This window comes from Streptomyces sp. R35, assembly GCF_041053035.1.
GTDB classification, from domain to species: Bacteria; Actinomycetota; Actinomycetes; order Streptomycetales; family Streptomycetaceae; genus Streptomyces; species Streptomyces lutosisoli.
Window position 1 is genome coordinate 1,377,251 of record NZ_CP163440.1, and the last position, 14,273, is coordinate 1,391,523.

Here is a 14,273-nt window from a genome sequence, read left to right on the forward strand (position 1 = left end):
CCCCTTGCCCGTACGCCCGAACTGCTCGTCCAGGACGGAGAGGCGGCGCCAGTACTCGTCCTCGTCGATCTCGCCGGAGGCGAAGCGGCGGCCGAGCACGGCGATCGGCGCGTCGCCTGTCGGGCGGGAGTCGCCGTCAGGGCCGAAGCCGCCCATCGCGCGCCACGGGCCGCGGCGACCGCGTCCGACGGTGCGGCGCAGGACGGTCACGACGCCGATCACGGCGGTTGCCCAGATCAGCGGGAAGAAGAGGATCCACGGGCCGGGTCCGCCGTCCCAGTTCGCCAGGGTCTGCATCTGAGGTCATCTCCTCGGTGGGATCTGCTGCGATGCTTCGAGACTCGCTCCGGGAGGGGGTCCGCGTCGTCGTACGGCCAGCGGCTGGGCGCGTACCTCCCCGGGAGTACGCGGGGTGTCGCCGGCTGCTTCCTTCGACCCTCGACGTCTGTACCTACTAGTATGTACAGTGGCTTCATGAGCACTCCGGAGCGACTGATCGAGTCAACGCGCGAACTCCTGTGGGAGCGCGGCTACGTGGGTACGAGCCCCAAGGCCATCCAGGAGCACGCGGGCGCGGGGCAGGGCAGCATGTACCACCACTTCAAGGGCAAGCCCGATCTCGCCCTGGCCGCGATCCGCCGCACCGCCGAGGAGATGCGGGCCACCGCCGAGGGCGTACTGAGCTCGCCCGGGTCGCCGTACGAGCGCATCGAGGCGTATCTGCGCCGTGAGCGTGACGTCCTGCGCGGCTGCCCGGTCGGGCGGCTGACGATGGACCCGGACGTGATCGCGAACGACGAGTTGCGCGCCCCGGTGGACGAGACGATCGACTGGCTGCGCGAGCGACTGGCCGGAATCGTCGAAGAGGGCAAGGAGCAGGGCCAGTTCGCGCCCACGCTCGACGCGGAGGAGGTCGCCGCGACGATCCTCGCGACCGTCCAGGGCGGCTATGTACTGGCCCGCGCGTCCGGCTCGCCCGCCGCCTTCGACACGGGGGTCCGCGGACTGCTCGCCCTGCTCTCGCCTCTCCGATAAGGAAGTTCACTCACGTGCACATCACCAGGAAGCGCCCCGACACCCGGCAGGGGCCGGCCGACAACTTCACGGGGACGGTGTGGCTCGACGAGGTCGCCGTCCCCGAATCCCCCTCCCGGCTGCGGATGTTCAACGTCCACTTCGCGCCCGGCGCACACACCGCGTGGCACCGCCACCCGCACGGTCAGGTCCTGCACGTCCTGGAGGGCGAGGGCCTGGTGCGGCGCAAGGGGGGTGACGTCGAGGCGATCCGCGCCGGCGACACCGTGTGGATCGAGCCCGGCGAGTGGCACTGGCACGGGGCCGCGCCCCGGACCTTCATGACACATCTCGCGGTCGTCGAGGCGTCCGAGGACGGCACGACCACGGAGTGGGACACGCACGTCGGATCGGATGAGTACCCCGCCTGAGGAGGCACCCGATGCACGCCATGCAGTACGAACTCACCTTCCCCGCCGACTACGACATGGACATCATCCGCGGGCGTGTCGCCCGGATCGGGCACCTGCTCGACGACTGGGACGGGCTCGGATTCAAGACGTATCTGATGCGTGAGCGCGGGGTGGACGGTTCGCCGGTCAACCAGTACGCACCGTTCTACCTGTGGAACACCACCGAGGGCATGAACTCCTTCCTCTGGGGCGGCGCGTTCCAGGGGCTCGTCAACGATTTCGGGCGGCCGGTGGTGCAGCACTGGACGGGTCTCGCGTACGAGGAGGGCGGCGCCGCCGGGTCGCCCGCCAAGGTCGCGGTGCGGCGACGCCTGCCCGTGCCCGAGGGAGTGGACCTGTCCGAGGTGACGGAGGAGGCCGTGCGCGAGGCGGGGCGACTGGCCTCGCTGGACGGCGCGGTCTGCGTGGCGGCGGCCGTCGATCCGCACCACTGGGAGCTGGTGCACTTCTCCCTGTGGGACCACGACTCCCCCAAGGCGTCGGGGGAGATCTTCCAGGTGCTGCACCTGTCGGCACCGGAACGCGACCGGCTGCCGCGGGGCCGGCAGTGGTGAGCACTGCCCCTCACGCCCTCGCGGAGACAGTCCGTACGGTCCTCGGAGACGTGCGCCCGGAGGAACTGGGCGTGTGCGACGCGCACGACCACCTCTTCTTCGGCAGCCCCCAACTCCCCGGCCAGGAACTGCGCGACGCGTCCGCAGCGCGGGCCGAGCTGGCGGCGTTCCGCGCGCAGGGCGGCACCAGCGTGGTGCAGTGGACGCCGTACGGCCTGGGGCGGCGCGCCGCGGACCTGCCCTTGCTGGCCCGCGACACCGGCGTTCAGGTGGTCGCCGCGACCGGGCTCCACCAGGCGGCGCACTACACGCCCGAGTCGCTCTCCGAGTTGCGCAACAAGCTGGCAGCCCTGTTCGTCTCCGAACTCACGACAGGCATCGGCACCTCCGGGGTCCGGGCCGGACTCATCAAGGTCGCGGGCGGCTTCCACGCCCTCGACGCTCACGCCCGCTGGACGATGACCGCCGCGGCCGAGGCCCACCACGCCACGGGGGCGCCGATCGCCGTCCACCTGGAGCTGGGCACGGGCGCCCTCGACGTACTCGACCTGCTGTGCGGCGAGTTGGGTGTGCCACCGCACCGGGTGATCCTGGGCCACCTCAACCGCTCGCCGGACTTCGTGGTGCAGCGCGAGGCCGCCGAGGCGGGCGCGTACCTCGCCTTCGACGGCCCATCACGCGCCCACCACGCCACCGACTGGCGCATGCCGAACGCCGTACGCGCCCTCGCCGACGCCGGTTTCGGCCACCGCCTGCTCCTGGGCGGCGACACGACGACCGCCGCCGCCCGCTCGGTCAACGGCGGCCCCGGGATGCCGTATCTGCTGCGACGGGTGCGCCCGAGGCTCGAACTCGCCCTGGGCAAGGACCTGGTGGACCGCATGCTCAGCGGGAATCCCGGGCGCGCCTTCGCGGTCGCGTGGCCCTGAGTCGACAGGGCCTAGGCCACGGAAATGTCCACGGAGGGTCGGAGTTCGGCGGCCGCGGCCAGGGCGTCGTGCATCGGGTGGGCGGTGAAGGCCTCGATCAGTGCCGGATCCGTCGGCGCGGCCGCCCCCGGAAAGGCGATCTGCTCGTACGCCGCCTGGAAGCGCGGGCCCCAGCGGCGGGCGCCGAGGCGGGCCGTGCGGGAGCAGTTGTCGACCATGTACGCCACATCGCGGGCGTGCATGTACGGCAGCAGTGAGTCGACCGCCTCGATCACGGACTCGTTGACGATCTCCGACCAGGGGTGGCCGCGCTCGGCGAACTCATCGATCTGGGCGGTCATGGTGGCGATGAAGACTCCCGCTGTGAACGGGTCGACGGACGGGGCACGTCGGGCCCGCCGGGCACGCACCTCGTCGCCGGCCGCCCACATCGGCGATCCGCCGATCCGGCTCATCGGGCGGGCGCCGAGCCGCTGTTCGGCGAGGATCACACTGCGCAGCTCTGTTCCGTCGGCGACCTCGTCGTAGATCTCGGCGACGACCTCGCGAGCGGGACCGTACGTCGCCGTGTACACCCGGTCGAAGACATCACGCCCGGCCGCGTCCAGTCCCTCGCGCACCGCCCGCAGCCCCTCGCGCGAGATGGTGCGGGCGATCGGCCCGGTGATGTTCTCGCAGGACCTCTCGTACGCGGTCACCGCATCGTCGCCCGCGAGGCGGAAGCGGCCGTACAGGCTCTCGACGATGCCGTGCACGGCGCCGAGCAGGATGGCGCGTTCGCCGACGATGTCGGAGAGGTACTCGCTGTCGAGCGTGGTGCGGAAGGTGTACGGGGAGCCGAGCGCGACCGACCAGGCGAGGGCGCGGTCGGTGGCGTGGCCGTCGGGGTCGGCGTGCACGGCGAAACTGCTGTTGATTCCGGCGCCGTTGATCTCCGCGCCCTGCTCGTAGAGGCGGCGCACCGAGTCGCCCATGCCCTTGGGGCAGACGGCGATCACTCCGTGGCCGACCGGGAACTCCCCGCCGGTCTCATGGAGATGACCGAGCAGGAAGCCGTGGGACAGACCGATGGTGGCGCCCGGCTTCAGCGCCGCGAAGATCTCGCGGTGGTGCGCGACGAGCGCGGCGTCCGCGATCAGCAGGATCACCAGGTCGCTCTCGGCGGTGACGGCGAGCCAGTCGCCGAGCGTGCCGGCCGCCTCGGTGAAGCCGTGCGCGCGGGCGTCGGCGGCGGAAACGGATCCGGGACGCAGCCCGACGGCCACCCGGATGTCGGTGCCCGCGAGCGAGTCGCGCAGGTTCTGGGCCTGGGCGCGCCCTTGCGGTCCCCAGCCGATGACGCCGATGCGGCGGATGCCCGCGAAGGCCTCCGGGAGCAGCGGCAAGAGGTGCCGGCCGCCGCGCAGGATGGTCTCGGTACCGCCGGGGACGTCCATGATGTCGAGCGGGAACACGGTGGAGGTGAAGGCGTTGGTGCGTGGGTCCGTGCTCGTCGAAGTCGTCGAGGTCATGGTCGAGTTGTAGGCTCCGACGGATCGTTGCGACAAGCGCAACTTCCGCAGCGGACTGTTGCATGGAATGAAAGGACGAGGTGGGGGTATGCGCGACGACCACCGCGAGCTGCGTCTCTTCCTCCATCTGGCGCAGACGTTGAACTTCGGGCGGACGAGCCTCGACTGCCATGTCAGCCCGGCCACCCTCACCCGGACCGTGCAGCGGCTGGAGTCGGAACTCGGCCACCGGCTCCTCGACCGCGGTCCGCGAGGTGTGTCGCTGACGGCGGAGGGCCACCGCTTCCGTGAATACGCCGTTCAGGCACTGGAGTTGTGGCGCTCGTACCGCGAGGAGCACCCGGACCCGGCGGAACTCACCGGCCGTCTCACGGTGTTCGCGACGGTGACCGCCTGCCAGGCCCTGCTTCCGGACCTGTTGGCGCCGTTCCGGGCCGCGCATCCGCAGGTCCGCCTTGAACTGCGGACCGGCGACGCGGCGGCCGCGCTGGCCCGGCTCGACGAGGGCGAAGTCGACGTGGCGGTCGCGGGCATCCCGGCACGGCTGCCGGACCCCTTGGTCAGCCGGACGCTGGCGACGACGGAGCTGGTCTTCGTCACCGCCCGCGACCGCCCGGACCCGGGACTCGGCGGCCCCTTCGTACTCCCGCACCGGGGTCTTGTCCGCGAGGCGGCGGACCGCTGGTTCCGCGCGCACGGCACGGCTCCCGAGGTGGCCACCGAACCGGACGGCCACGAAGGGCTGTTGGCCCTGGTCGCGCTCGGCTGTGGCACGGGCGTGGTCCCCCGCCTCGTACTCGATCACAGTGCGGTGCGCGAGCGTCTGTCGGTGATTCCCGCGGATCCCCCGCCCGAGCCGTTCCCGATCGGGTTGTGCGTACGCCGGACGGACCTGCGACGGCCGCTGGTCGCGGCACTGTGGAGCCTGACCGGTTCCTGACGCCGTCGCGGCGCGGTGCAGCCGACCGCTTCCTGACCTCTCAGACCCCGGCCAGCGCCGCCGGCGGATCGTCGAGCACCGGCTGCCACGCCAACTCGGCAGCCCCCACAAGGCTGTTGTGGTCCAGCGTGCACGCGAGGATGGGTACGCCGCCGCTCTGCCCCCACAGGCTGCGGTCGGCGACGACGGCGCGCAGCCGGTCCGGGTCGGCGTCGAGCAGGGTGCGGTGCAGTCCGCCGAGGATGATGCGGTCCGGGTTGAGGATGTTGACCAGGCCCGCGAGGCCGAGGCCGAGGCGGTCGATCAGTGCTTCGACGGCCGTGCGGACGCCCGGGTCGTCGTACTGCCCGCGGATCAGGTCGTTGGCCTGCTGGAGCAGCGACACCTCGGGGCCGGGGTCGCGGCCCGCCGCGGTGAGGAAGGCCAGCGGGTCCGCCTCGACGTCGAGACAGCCGCGGCTGCCGCAGTAGCAGGGCCGGCCCTCGGGGTTGACGGTGAGGTGACCGACTTCGAGGGCGAGCCCCGAACTGCCCGTGTGCAGCCGCCCGTCGAGCACGAGCGCGCCGCCGACGCCCCGGTGGCCGGTGGCCACGCACAGCAGGTCGCGGGCGCCGCGGCCCGCACCGTGGCGATGCTCGGCGAGGGCGGCGAGGTTGACATCATTGGCGGCGAACGCGGGTCCCTGGATGCCGGCCGCACGCACCCGCTCGGCGAAGATCTGGCGCACCGGAGAGCCCGCGGGCCAGGCCAGGTGCAGCGGGTTGAGAGCGAGCCCCTCGGGTTCGGCGACGGCGGACGGCACGGCGAGTCCGGCGCCCACACAGCGTCGCCCGGTGTCGCGCAGCAGTTCGGCGCCGGCCTCGACGACCGAGCCGAGCACCTTCGCCGGGTCGGCGTCCACGGTCTCGCAGCCGGGCGCGGTGGCGACGATCCGGCCGCCGAGCCCGACCAGCGCGGCGCGGAAGCCGTCGGCGTGCACCTGCGCGGCCAGCGCGACGGGCCCGTCCTCGGCGACCTCGAGCCGGTGCGAGGGCCGCCCCTGCGAACCGGCGGCCGCCCCGGGCCGCGCGTCGACCCTGATCAGCCCCAGCGCCTCCAGCTCCGCGGCCACCGCGCCCGCGGTCGCCCGGGTGACCCCCAGTTCGGCGGTGAGCACGGCACGCGTCGGCGCACGCCCGGTGTGCACCAGCTCCAGCGCCGGCCCGAGCGCTCCGCGCCCCCGGTCCAGCCGCGTCCGCGTGTTCCCTTCCCCCGCCGCCCGGGGGCCCGCCTTGCCGTTCATGAGGGCGAGTCTCCCATGATCCGCTGATGACGGGGCCCGCCCGGTCGCCGAGCGGCCTCGGAGACGTACGGCCTACCAGCCGCTGACCCGGAGCGTGACGTTCAGCCGGCCGGTCAGCCCCAACTCGGTCGGCGCCGTGCCCGCGTACACCCGCGGCACCCCGTGATACGCGAGCCGCGACGCCCCGCCGAACACGAAGAGATCGCCGCTGCGCAGCTCCACATCCGTGTACGGCCGCGCGCGGGACTCCGTGTTCCCGAACCGGAAGACGCAGGTGTCGCCGAGGCTCAGCGACACCACCGGCGCGTCCGACTGCTCGTCGCTGTCGCGGTGCATGCCCATGCGGGCGTCGGCGTCGTAGAAGTTGATCAGTGCGATGTCGTACGGGGCTGTCGCGGCGACGGCCTCCGGGCCGAGGGCGTCTCGGGCCGCATCGCGGGCGAGGTCTGCCAGCCAGGCCGGGAAGGGCTTGACCGGGGAGCCGTCGCCGTCGACCACCGTGCGCGCGTATCCGTACGGATACCAGTGCCAGCCGAGGCAGACCTGCCGGGAGGTCATCGTGCCGCCACCGGGCGTGCGGACCGTGCGCAGGCCGGCCGGTGGGCGGGCCCAGGCTCGGCAGGCCTCCAGGAGCTGCCGCTGGTGCTCGGCGTCCAGCCAGTCCGGGACATGTACCGCGTCGGGCGCGATCTCCGTCCGGCTCCGGGGGAACAGTTCGGCGTCCATGGACATGACCCCATCCTCGCGCACCCGGCCGGACCGGGGCTGAGCTGCGGCTCGGCCAAGCGGAGTCGGGGAAGTGCGGGTGCGTTCCCGACAGCGCTTAGCCTTGACCCACGATGAACGACCGGATGAGCACACCCTGGGGCGAGTACGAGCTGGCCCGTTTCCCCGAGGACCCTCGCGACCAGCTGCGGGCCTGGGACGCCGCCGACACCTATCTGCTGCGGCACCTGGCGGAGAGCGGGACCCCGCTGACCGGATCGGTCGTGGTGGTCGGCGACCGGTGGGGTGCGCTCGCCACGGCGCTGTCGGCGCACCGGCCGACGCAGATCACCGACTCGTTCCTCGCGCAGAAGGCGACGCGGGCGAATCTGGCGCGGGCCGGTGCCGAGGAGGACGCGGTACGGCTCCTCACCACGCAGGACGCCCCGCCCGAACGCATCGACGTGCTGCTCGTCCGGGTGCCGAAGAGCCTGGCTCTCCTGGAGGACCAGCTGCACCGGCTGGCGCCCGGTGTGCACGAGGGGACGGTCGTCGTCGGCACCGGGATGGTCAAGGAGATCCACACCTCGACGCTGCACCTCTTCGAGCGGATCCTGGGCCCGACCCGCACCTCGCTGGCCGAGAAGAAGGCCCGGCTCATCTTCTGCACCCCGCTCTCGGGGATCGCGCGGGAGGCGAACCCGTGGCCGTACAGCTACGAGCTCCCCGACGGCATCGGTCAGGTCTCCGGCCGCACTGTCGTCAACCACGCGGGCGTCTTCTGCGCCGACCGCCTCGACATCGGCACCCGGTTCTTCCTCCAGCATCTGCCGCGTAGCCGCGGTGCCGAGCGTGTCGTGGACCTGGGCTGCGGGAACGGGGTCCTGGGGACGGCGGTCGCGCTGGCCAACCCCGAGGCCGAGGTGCTGTTCGTCGACGAGTCGTACCAGGCCGTGGCCTCGGCCGAGGCGACCTACCGGGCGAACGCCCAGGGAGACGCGGAGTTCCGCGTCGGTGACGGGCTGACGGATGTTCCCGACGGAAGCGTCGACCTCGTGCTCAACAATCCGCCGTTCCACTCGCACCAGGCGACGACGGACACCACGGCCTGGCGGATGTTCTCGGAGGCGCGGCGCGCGCTGCGGCCAGGCGGCGAGCTGTGGGTGATCGGCAATCGTCACCTCGGCTACCACCTGAAGCTGCGCCGTCTCTTCGGCAACAGTGAACTCGTCGCCGGCGACGCGAAGTTCGTGATTCTCCGGGCCGTCAAGAAGTAGCCCCGCGCAGCACGCGGGGCGAGGCGCCGAGTTCGCGGCGGCACGCCTTGTTGAAGGCCTGGAGGTCGGGGATACCTACGGAGGCTGCCACGGCCGGGATGGAGAGGGTCGAGGCGCGCAGCAGGTGGTGGGCGCGCTCCAGTCTGCGGCGCCGGATGTAGGCCACGACCGTGGTTCCCGTCTCGGTGCGGAAGAGCCGGGTGAGGTGGTTGTGGGAGACCCCGGCGGCGCGGGCGATCTCGGGGATGGTGAGCGGGGCGGCGAGGTGAGCCTCGATGTGCGCGATCGCCGTGCTGACCGCCGGGTGGGGGCCCTGGCTCGTCACAGCGGGCGGAGTCAGGCCGGCGATGCGCCACAGCGCGGTCCAGATCTCGGCCCGGGTGCGCTCCGGTGCGCCGGGCGCCGCCGCGATCGCGTGCAACAACAGGCCTGACAGGGTGGGGAGTTCGGGCCCCGTGTCCTGCATGACCGGGATGGTGCGCGACGGCCCCGCGGGGCTGATCCGCAGATGCGCGTAGAGGTGTTCGGAGCGGCCCTGGTAGCGGTAGCGGACGGTGGTCCCGGGCGGTACGAGGCTCAGGCGGCCGGGGCGGATGGCGTGCGCCGTGCCGTCGACGGTCAGCTCGGCGTCGTACTGGTAGAGGTGCAGCTGCCACAGCTCCGGCAGCCGGAAGACGTCCGTGGGGCTCGCGACGCCGTGCACGCCGACGCCGATGTTGACGACGGCGGGCGGTTCGCCGAGGTGAAGCTCCGTCTCCCGCATGGTGAAAAACTACCAGCAGTGGTGAGTGAGGCCAACGCGCGGACGAGGAGGCCGGTCCTACGTTGGCCTGCATGACCAACACGTTGGAGCAGACCGCCGGCACACGGCTGCTGAGCTCGGTGCGGATGGCGCATTTCGTGGCCCATGGCTCACTGCGCCTCGACGCCGTGGTGCCGCCGGAGATGAATGCCGAGGGGATGGAGGTGCTGAGCGAGGGCCTGCCCGGCGTGCCGTACGGCAGCCCGGTGCCGGACGCCTACCCGGAGGGGTCCTTCGTCCGCCGTCTCCTTGAACTCCCTGCCGTGGCCGGGGCGTTGCACAGTCTTGTCGGCCCCGGACCAAGCGTCGACCATCACGCCGTCCACGTCCGCGAGCCCCGTGAGGGACGGGCGCAGCCGCTGCACGGGGACGCGATCATCGACGTACGCACCGATGCCTTCGACGTCCAGTTGATGTACTACCCGCAGGACGTCACCCTCGACATGGGCGGCACCCTCAGCGTGCCGGGCAGCCATCTGCGGCGCACCAACGAGTCGGACACCGGGCGCTACCAGAACCTGCGCGGGCAGAGCCGCCTCGTCTGTCCGGCCGGCACCGTGGTGTTTCTGCACCATGGGCTGTGGCACGGCGGGCGGCGCAACGACAGCGACACGGTCCGCTATATGTTCAAGATCCGCTTCAATCCGGCGGTGCGGCAGCGGCGGCTGTGGGACACCTCGGATCTCGGGGACCCGCGCGTCGCCGAGGAACTCGGCACGACGTTCCCGTGGTACGAGCACGCCACCGGCCGTCTTGAGGTCTACAACCGTGTCCTGCTGTGGCGCTCGCTCACCGGGGACGACTCCTTCGACCTGGACCACTGGGTGACCCGGGTTTCCAACCGCCCTCAGGGGGACCCCGTATGAGTCTCCGTCAGCAGGTTCTCGTGCTCTATCTGGCCACCTCCGCGCTCGACTCCGACGTGGTGGGCTGGTCGGTCTACGACGGCACCGGCCGTACGTCTCCCACGACCGGGGACAGTGACGAACCCCCGTACAAGTGCGGTGTGCACGCCCTGGAGGACGGCTGGCGGCTGTTCCAGGCGGCGCAGCTGATTCCGCCGTATCCAGGGCGTGAGTACGACACGTCGTTCCTCAAGCACGAGTTCTTCTTCGAGAAACTCGTGGAGACCGACGCCGCTTGATTCGCTCAGGGACGCAGAACGCGGATGAGCCGCGCCACCGTCTGCGCCATCGCCTCCCGCCCCACGCTGAGGTATTTGCGTGAGTCCACCGCTTCGGGGTGGGCGGCGAGGAACTCCCGGATGGCGCCGGTCATCGCGATGTTCAGCGCCGTACCGACATTGACCTTGGCGATGCCGCCCGCGACGGCCGCCGCCAGCTGGCCGTCCGGCACTCCGGAGGAGCCGTGCAGGACGAGTGGCACGTCGAGCGCGGCGGTCAGCCGCTTGAGGAGGTCGTGGTCGAGAGTGGCGGTGCGGGTGGTCATAGCGTGCGAGCTGCCGATGGCGACGGCCAGGGCGTCCACGCCGGAGTCGGCCACGAAGGCGCGGGCCTCCGCGGGGTCGGTACGGGCGCCGGGCGCGTGCGCGTCGAGCGGCGGCTCGGCCGACCCCGTCTTGCCGCCGATCTCCCCCAACTCGGCCTCGATCCAGAGCCCTTGGGCGTGTGCCCAGTCGGCGGCGGCCCGGGTGGCGGCGAGGTTCTCCTCGTACGGCAGCCGTGCCGCGTCGTACATCACGGAGCTGAACCCGGCGCCGGGCGCCTGCCGCAACAGGTCGTCGCTCTGGACGTGGTCGAGGTGCAACGCCACGGGCACCGAGGCGCGTTCGGCCGCCGCGGTCACGGCACGGGCCAGCGGGAGCAGCCGTCCGTAGCGGAACTTCACCGCGTTCTCGCTGACTTGGAGGACGACCGGCGCGGCGACGGACTCGGCGCCCGCGATGACAGCCTCGACGTGTTCCAGGGTGATGATGTTGAAGGCGGCGACGGCGGTCCGCGCCTCAGCGGCCGCGAGGACCAGTTCACCGGTTGCTGCGAGGGGCACAACTCCTCCTTCTCGGTGGGTGGTTGACCCGGTTCAGTGGGCCGCCTGGCTGAGGATCACCGAGCGCGTCAGGTGGCGCGGCTGGTCGGGGTTCAGCCCGCGGGCCGCGGCGACGGCGACCGCCAGTCGCTGGGCCCGGACGAGTTCGGCGAGCGGGTCGAGAGCACCGGCCACCCACAACCCGCCGGTCTCACGCACCTGTTGGGCCAGCCCTTCGGGTGCCTCGCCGAACATCCAGGTGGCGGTGCCCCGGGTGGTGATGCTGATCGGGCCGTGCCGGTACTCCATCGCCGGGTAGGCCTCGGTCCAGGCGAGCGAGGCCTCACGCATCTTGAGCCCGGCCTCGTTGGCGAGCCCGACGGTCCAGCCGCGGCCGAGGAAGGTGAACTGCGTGCACTCGACGAGCCCTTCGGGCAGGGGCGCCTCCAGTGCGGTGCGGGCGTCGGCGACGACGGCGTCGGAGTGCAGCCCGAGATGGGCCCGGAGCAGCGTGAGCGCGGTGGTCGCGAACCGCGTCTGCACCACGGACCGCTCGTCGGCGTAGTCGAGCACGACGATGTCGTCCGCGGACTCCATCACGGGGGTCTCGGGGTCGGCGGTGACGGCCGTCGTACGCGTACGCCCCCGGAGGTGCCCAAGAAGTTCGAGCACCTCGGTGGTGGTGCCGGAGCGGGTGAGGGCGACGACACGGTCGTACGAGCGCCCGTGCGGGAACTCCGACGCGGCGAAGGCGTCCGTCTCGCCCTGCCCGGACTGTTCGCGCAGCGCGGCCACGGCCTGTGCCATGAAGAACGAGGTGCCGCACCCCACGATCGCGACCCGCTCCCCCGCCGCGGGCAACGCGGCCCCGTGCGCGACGGCCTGCTCGGCGGCGCGGATCCAGCACTCGGGCTGACTGCTCAGCTCGTTCTCGACATGGGTCATGCCGTACCCCTCCCACTGATGCTTGTTCTTGCAAGATATAGCGAACTTTCGAGCACAATCAAGCATTCATAGGGGAGCGGGGTGCGCTAGGGTCGCGGAAGATCGAGGAATGGAGAGTGCGGATGTCGCGCGACGCCCGCTGGAAGGCGCTGCTGGAACTGCTCGTGGAGCGGGGCCGCCTGGATGTCGAGGAAGCCGCGACCCAGCTGGAGGTGTCGGCCGCCACGATCCGGCGCGACTTCGACCAGCTCGCCGAGCAGCAGATGCTCGTCCGCACCCGGGGCGGCGCGGTCGTCCACGGCGTCTCGTACGAACTGCCCCTGCGCTACAAGACCGCACGCCACGCCTCGGAGAAGCAGCGCATCGCGAAGGCGGTGGCCGACCTCATCGCCCCCGGCGAGGCGGTGGGCCTGACCGGCGGCACCACGACCACCGAGGTGGCCCGCGCCCTGGCGGTCCGCCCCGATCTCGCCTCCGGCTCCCCCGCGTTGACCGTCGTCACGAACGCGCTGAACATCGCCAACGAGCTCGCCGTCCGCCCCCAGTTCAAGATCGTGGTGACCGGCGGGGTCGCGCGCCCGCAGTCCTACGAGCTCATCGGACCGCTCGCGGACGGCGTGCTCGGCCAGATCACCATCGACGTCGCCGTGCTCGGCGTGGTCGCCTTCGACCCCGCACACGGCGCGGCCGCCCACGACGAGGCGGAGGCCGCGATCAACCGTCTGCTGTGCGAGCGCGCCGAGCGCGTCGTCGTCGCCGCGGACTCCAGCAAGCTGGGCCAGCGCGCCTTCGCCCGCATCTGCGCGGCCGAGTCGGTGGACACGCTGGTCACGGACTCGGCGGTGGGGGCGGAGACGGTGCGGCGGTTCGAGGAGGCGGGGGTGAGGGTTGTCGCCGTGTGACGGCTGACAACTGGGTTCACCACGCCGGCTGGGGCACTTCTGGTCACGGTCAACGGCTGACAGCTCGGTTCACCACCACGCCCTCGGGCCCTTCCGATCACGGACTGGTGGGCGACAACTCGGTTCACCAGCGGGGCCATCAGCCGCTCGCGCTGGACCCTGCCGACTGATCCGCCCATCAGTTCTGAAGGTCCGCGGATAGGATGAGCGGATGCCGGATCAAGCAGACGCCCAGCCCGCCAACCGCTTCGAACGCAGGCGCGCCCAGACCCGCGGCGCCCTGATCGCCGCCGCCCAGCAGATCCTGGCCGAGCAGGGCACGAGCGAGGCCAGCATCCAGCAGATCGCCGAGCGCGCGGACGTCGGGTTCGGCTCCTTCTACAACCACTTCCAGACCAAGGCGGAACTCTTCGAGGCAGCTGTCGTCGGCGCGCTGGAGGAGTACGGCAAGCTGATCGACTCGATCACCGGCGACATCGACGACCCGGCCGAGGTGTTCGCGGTGAGCGTCCGGCTGACCTTCCGGCTCGCGGACACCCACCCCGAACTCACCCGCGTCCTGCGCTACGGCGGACTCCCCTACATCCACGCCGACTTCGGCCTGGGACCGCGGGCGCTGCGGGACATCGAGAAGGGCAACGCCTCCGGCCGCTTCCGGGTCGACAACCCCCTGGTCGCCCTCAGCGCGGTCGGCGGATCCCTCCTCGGACTGCTCCAGTTGAAGTCGTCCGACAAGTCCGGCCAGGCCGGACCCGGCGCCGACGAGCAGATGGCCGAACTCATCCTCCGCATGCTGGGCCTCACACCCGAGGAGGCCCACGAAGTGGCCCGCCGTCCCCTGCCCGTCGGGGCTCTCTAGTTCACACTTCATTGCCGATACCCACCAGGGGTACTGATACCGCCAGGTCCAGCCGATCGAATCATGCGAAAATGTGCGATATCGGCAGCGAGGT

The 14,273-nt window shown here is 71.7% G+C and carries 16 protein-coding genes and 1 pseudogene; 10 read left to right on the plus strand and 7 right to left on the minus strand.

Annotation, left to right across the window (positions count from 1 at the left end; translation table 11 throughout):
• A pseudogene (locus AB5J50_RS06685) lies at positions 1-297 on the minus strand (SHOCT domain-containing protein); the annotation flags it as partial.
• Positions 298-474: 177 nt separating this feature from the next.
• Here AB5J50_RS06685 and AB5J50_RS06690 point away from each other — a divergent pair.
• Genes AB5J50_RS06690 through AB5J50_RS06705 form a run of 4 tightly spaced genes read left to right on the plus strand, consistent with a single transcriptional unit; the run spans position 475 to position 2,970 of the window.
• Positions 475-1,035: a TetR/AcrR family transcriptional regulator gene (locus tag AB5J50_RS06690; RefSeq protein ID WP_369255817.1), complete on the plus strand. Its 561-nt coding sequence runs from the start codon at positions 475-477 to the stop codon at positions 1,033-1,035.
• Positions 1,036-1,049: 14 nt separating this feature from the next.
• Positions 1,050-1,445 (plus strand): cupin domain-containing protein, encoded by a 396-nt coding sequence (locus AB5J50_RS06695; protein WP_369255819.1) that lies wholly within the window; start codon positions 1,050-1,052, stop codon positions 1,443-1,445.
• Positions 1,446-1,456: 11 nt separating this feature from the next.
• Complete coding sequence (locus AB5J50_RS06700; RefSeq protein WP_369255821.1) at positions 1,457-2,041, plus strand: DUF4865 family protein; 585 nt, start codon at positions 1,457-1,459, stop codon at positions 2,039-2,041.
• Positions 2,038-2,970: a phosphotriesterase gene (locus AB5J50_RS06705; protein ID WP_369255823.1), complete on the plus strand. Its 933-nt coding sequence runs from the start codon at positions 2,038-2,040 to the stop codon at positions 2,968-2,970. The genes AB5J50_RS06700 and AB5J50_RS06705 overlap by 4 nt, the downstream gene beginning before the upstream one ends.
• Positions 2,971-2,981: 11 nt before the next feature.
• Here AB5J50_RS06705 and AB5J50_RS06710 read toward each other — a convergent pair whose 3' ends face one another.
• On the minus strand, positions 2,982-4,481 hold the full coding sequence (locus tag AB5J50_RS06710) for a ketol-acid reductoisomerase (protein ID WP_369255825.1): 1,500 nt from the start codon (positions 4,479-4,481) through the stop codon (positions 2,982-2,984).
• A gap of 88 nt (positions 4,482-4,569) precedes the next feature.
• Between AB5J50_RS06710 and ilvY the strand changes: the two genes are divergently transcribed.
• On the plus strand, positions 4,570-5,421 hold the full coding sequence (ilvY, locus tag AB5J50_RS06715) for an HTH-type transcriptional activator IlvY (RefSeq protein ID WP_369255827.1): 852 nt from the start codon (positions 4,570-4,572) through the stop codon (positions 5,419-5,421).
• Between the two features lie 40 nt (positions 5,422-5,461).
• Here the strand turns inward: ilvY and AB5J50_RS06720 are convergent, their stop codons facing one another.
• Both AB5J50_RS06720 and AB5J50_RS06725 read right to left on the minus strand, forming a co-directional pair.
• The gene (locus AB5J50_RS06720) at positions 5,462-6,703 is read right to left on the minus strand and encodes an ROK family protein (protein WP_327426700.1); all 1,242 of its coding nucleotides are present in this window, start codon (positions 6,701-6,703) and stop codon (positions 5,462-5,464) included.
• Between the two features lie 72 nt (positions 6,704-6,775).
• The gene (locus AB5J50_RS06725) at positions 6,776-7,429 is read right to left on the minus strand and encodes an alpha-ketoglutarate-dependent dioxygenase AlkB (protein WP_369265324.1); all 654 of its coding nucleotides are present in this window, start codon (positions 7,427-7,429) and stop codon (positions 6,776-6,778) included.
• A 113-nt stretch (positions 7,430-7,542) separates the two neighbouring features.
• Between AB5J50_RS06725 and AB5J50_RS06730 the strand changes: the two genes are divergently transcribed.
• Complete coding sequence (locus AB5J50_RS06730) at positions 7,543-8,685, plus strand: methyltransferase (protein ID WP_369255829.1); 1,143 nt, start codon at positions 7,543-7,545, stop codon at positions 8,683-8,685.
• Here AB5J50_RS06730 and AB5J50_RS06735 read toward each other — a convergent pair.
• On the minus strand, positions 8,675-9,448 hold the full coding sequence (locus AB5J50_RS06735; protein ID WP_369255831.1) for a helix-turn-helix domain-containing protein: 774 nt from the start codon (positions 9,446-9,448) through the stop codon (positions 8,675-8,677). The genes AB5J50_RS06730 and AB5J50_RS06735 overlap by 11 nt on opposite strands.
• A gap of 71 nt (positions 9,449-9,519) precedes the next feature.
• Here AB5J50_RS06735 and AB5J50_RS06740 point away from each other — a divergent pair, with 71 nt between their 5' ends.
• Both AB5J50_RS06740 and AB5J50_RS06745 read left to right on the plus strand, forming a co-directional pair.
• Complete coding sequence (locus AB5J50_RS06740; protein ID WP_369255833.1) at positions 9,520-10,353, plus strand: phytanoyl-CoA dioxygenase family protein; 834 nt, start codon at positions 9,520-9,522, stop codon at positions 10,351-10,353.
• A complete protein-coding gene (locus AB5J50_RS06745) occupies positions 10,350-10,631 on the plus strand; it encodes a hypothetical protein (protein ID WP_369255835.1) in 282 nt (93 codons plus the stop codon). Before AB5J50_RS06740 ends, AB5J50_RS06745 begins: the two co-directional genes overlap by 4 nt.
• A 5-nt stretch (positions 10,632-10,636) precedes the next feature.
• Here the strand turns inward: AB5J50_RS06745 and AB5J50_RS06750 are convergent, their stop codons facing one another.
• Both AB5J50_RS06750 and AB5J50_RS06755 read right to left on the minus strand, forming a co-directional pair.
• Positions 10,637-11,494: a ketose-bisphosphate aldolase gene (locus tag AB5J50_RS06750; RefSeq protein ID WP_369255837.1), complete on the minus strand. Its 858-nt coding sequence runs from the start codon at positions 11,492-11,494 to the stop codon at positions 10,637-10,639.
• Positions 11,495-11,527: 33 nt separating this feature from the next.
• Entirely contained in the window at positions 11,528-12,418 is an 891-nt protein-coding gene (locus tag AB5J50_RS06755) for an SIS domain-containing protein (protein ID WP_369255839.1), read from the minus strand.
• 122 nt (positions 12,419-12,540) lie between these two features.
• On the opposite strand from AB5J50_RS06755, the gene AB5J50_RS06760 reads away from it, so the two are divergent.
• Together AB5J50_RS06760 and AB5J50_RS06765 are read left to right on the plus strand one after the other, a co-directional pair.
• A complete protein-coding gene (locus tag AB5J50_RS06760; RefSeq protein WP_327426706.1) occupies positions 12,541-13,320 on the plus strand; it encodes a DeoR/GlpR family DNA-binding transcription regulator in 780 nt (259 codons plus the stop codon).
• A gap of 211 nt (positions 13,321-13,531) precedes the next feature.
• Entirely contained in the window at positions 13,532-14,179 is a 648-nt protein-coding gene (locus tag AB5J50_RS06765) for a TetR/AcrR family transcriptional regulator (protein WP_369255841.1), read from the plus strand.
• The last annotated feature ends 94 nt before the right edge of the window (positions 14,180-14,273 follow it).

Coding starts and splice junctions, on each gene's coding strand:
- AB5J50_RS06690 (WP_369255817.1), top strand. CDS start 475: ATGAGCACTCCGGAGCGACTGATCGAGTCAACGCGCGAACTCCTGTGG.
- AB5J50_RS06700 (WP_369255821.1), top strand. CDS start 1,457: ATGCACGCCATGCAGTACGAACTCACCTTCCCCGCCGACTACGACATG.
- AB5J50_RS06710 (WP_369255825.1), bottom strand. CDS start 4,481: ATGACCTCGACGACTTCGACGAGCACGGACCCACGCACCAACGCCTTC.
- ilvY (WP_369255827.1), top strand. CDS start 4,570: ATGCGCGACGACCACCGCGAGCTGCGTCTCTTCCTCCATCTGGCGCAG.
- AB5J50_RS06720 (WP_327426700.1), bottom strand. CDS start 6,703: ATGAACGGCAAGGCGGGCCCCCGGGCGGCGGGGGAAGGGAACACGCGG.
- AB5J50_RS06725 (WP_369265324.1), bottom strand. CDS start 7,429: ATGGACGCCGAACTGTTCCCCCGGAGCCGGACGGAGATCGCGCCCGAC.
- AB5J50_RS06730 (WP_369255829.1), top strand. CDS start 7,543: ATGAACGACCGGATGAGCACACCCTGGGGCGAGTACGAGCTGGCCCGT.
- AB5J50_RS06735 (WP_369255831.1), bottom strand. CDS start 9,448: ATGCGGGAGACGGAGCTTCACCTCGGCGAACCGCCCGCCGTCGTCAAC.
- AB5J50_RS06740 (WP_369255833.1), top strand. CDS start 9,520: ATGACCAACACGTTGGAGCAGACCGCCGGCACACGGCTGCTGAGCTCG.
- AB5J50_RS06745 (WP_369255835.1), top strand. CDS start 10,350: ATGAGTCTCCGTCAGCAGGTTCTCGTGCTCTATCTGGCCACCTCCGCG.
- AB5J50_RS06755 (WP_369255839.1), bottom strand. CDS start 12,418: ATGACCCATGTCGAGAACGAGCTGAGCAGTCAGCCCGAGTGCTGGATC.
- AB5J50_RS06760 (WP_327426706.1), top strand. CDS start 12,541: ATGTCGCGCGACGCCCGCTGGAAGGCGCTGCTGGAACTGCTCGTGGAG.
- AB5J50_RS06765 (WP_369255841.1), top strand. CDS start 13,532: ATGCCGGATCAAGCAGACGCCCAGCCCGCCAACCGCTTCGAACGCAGG.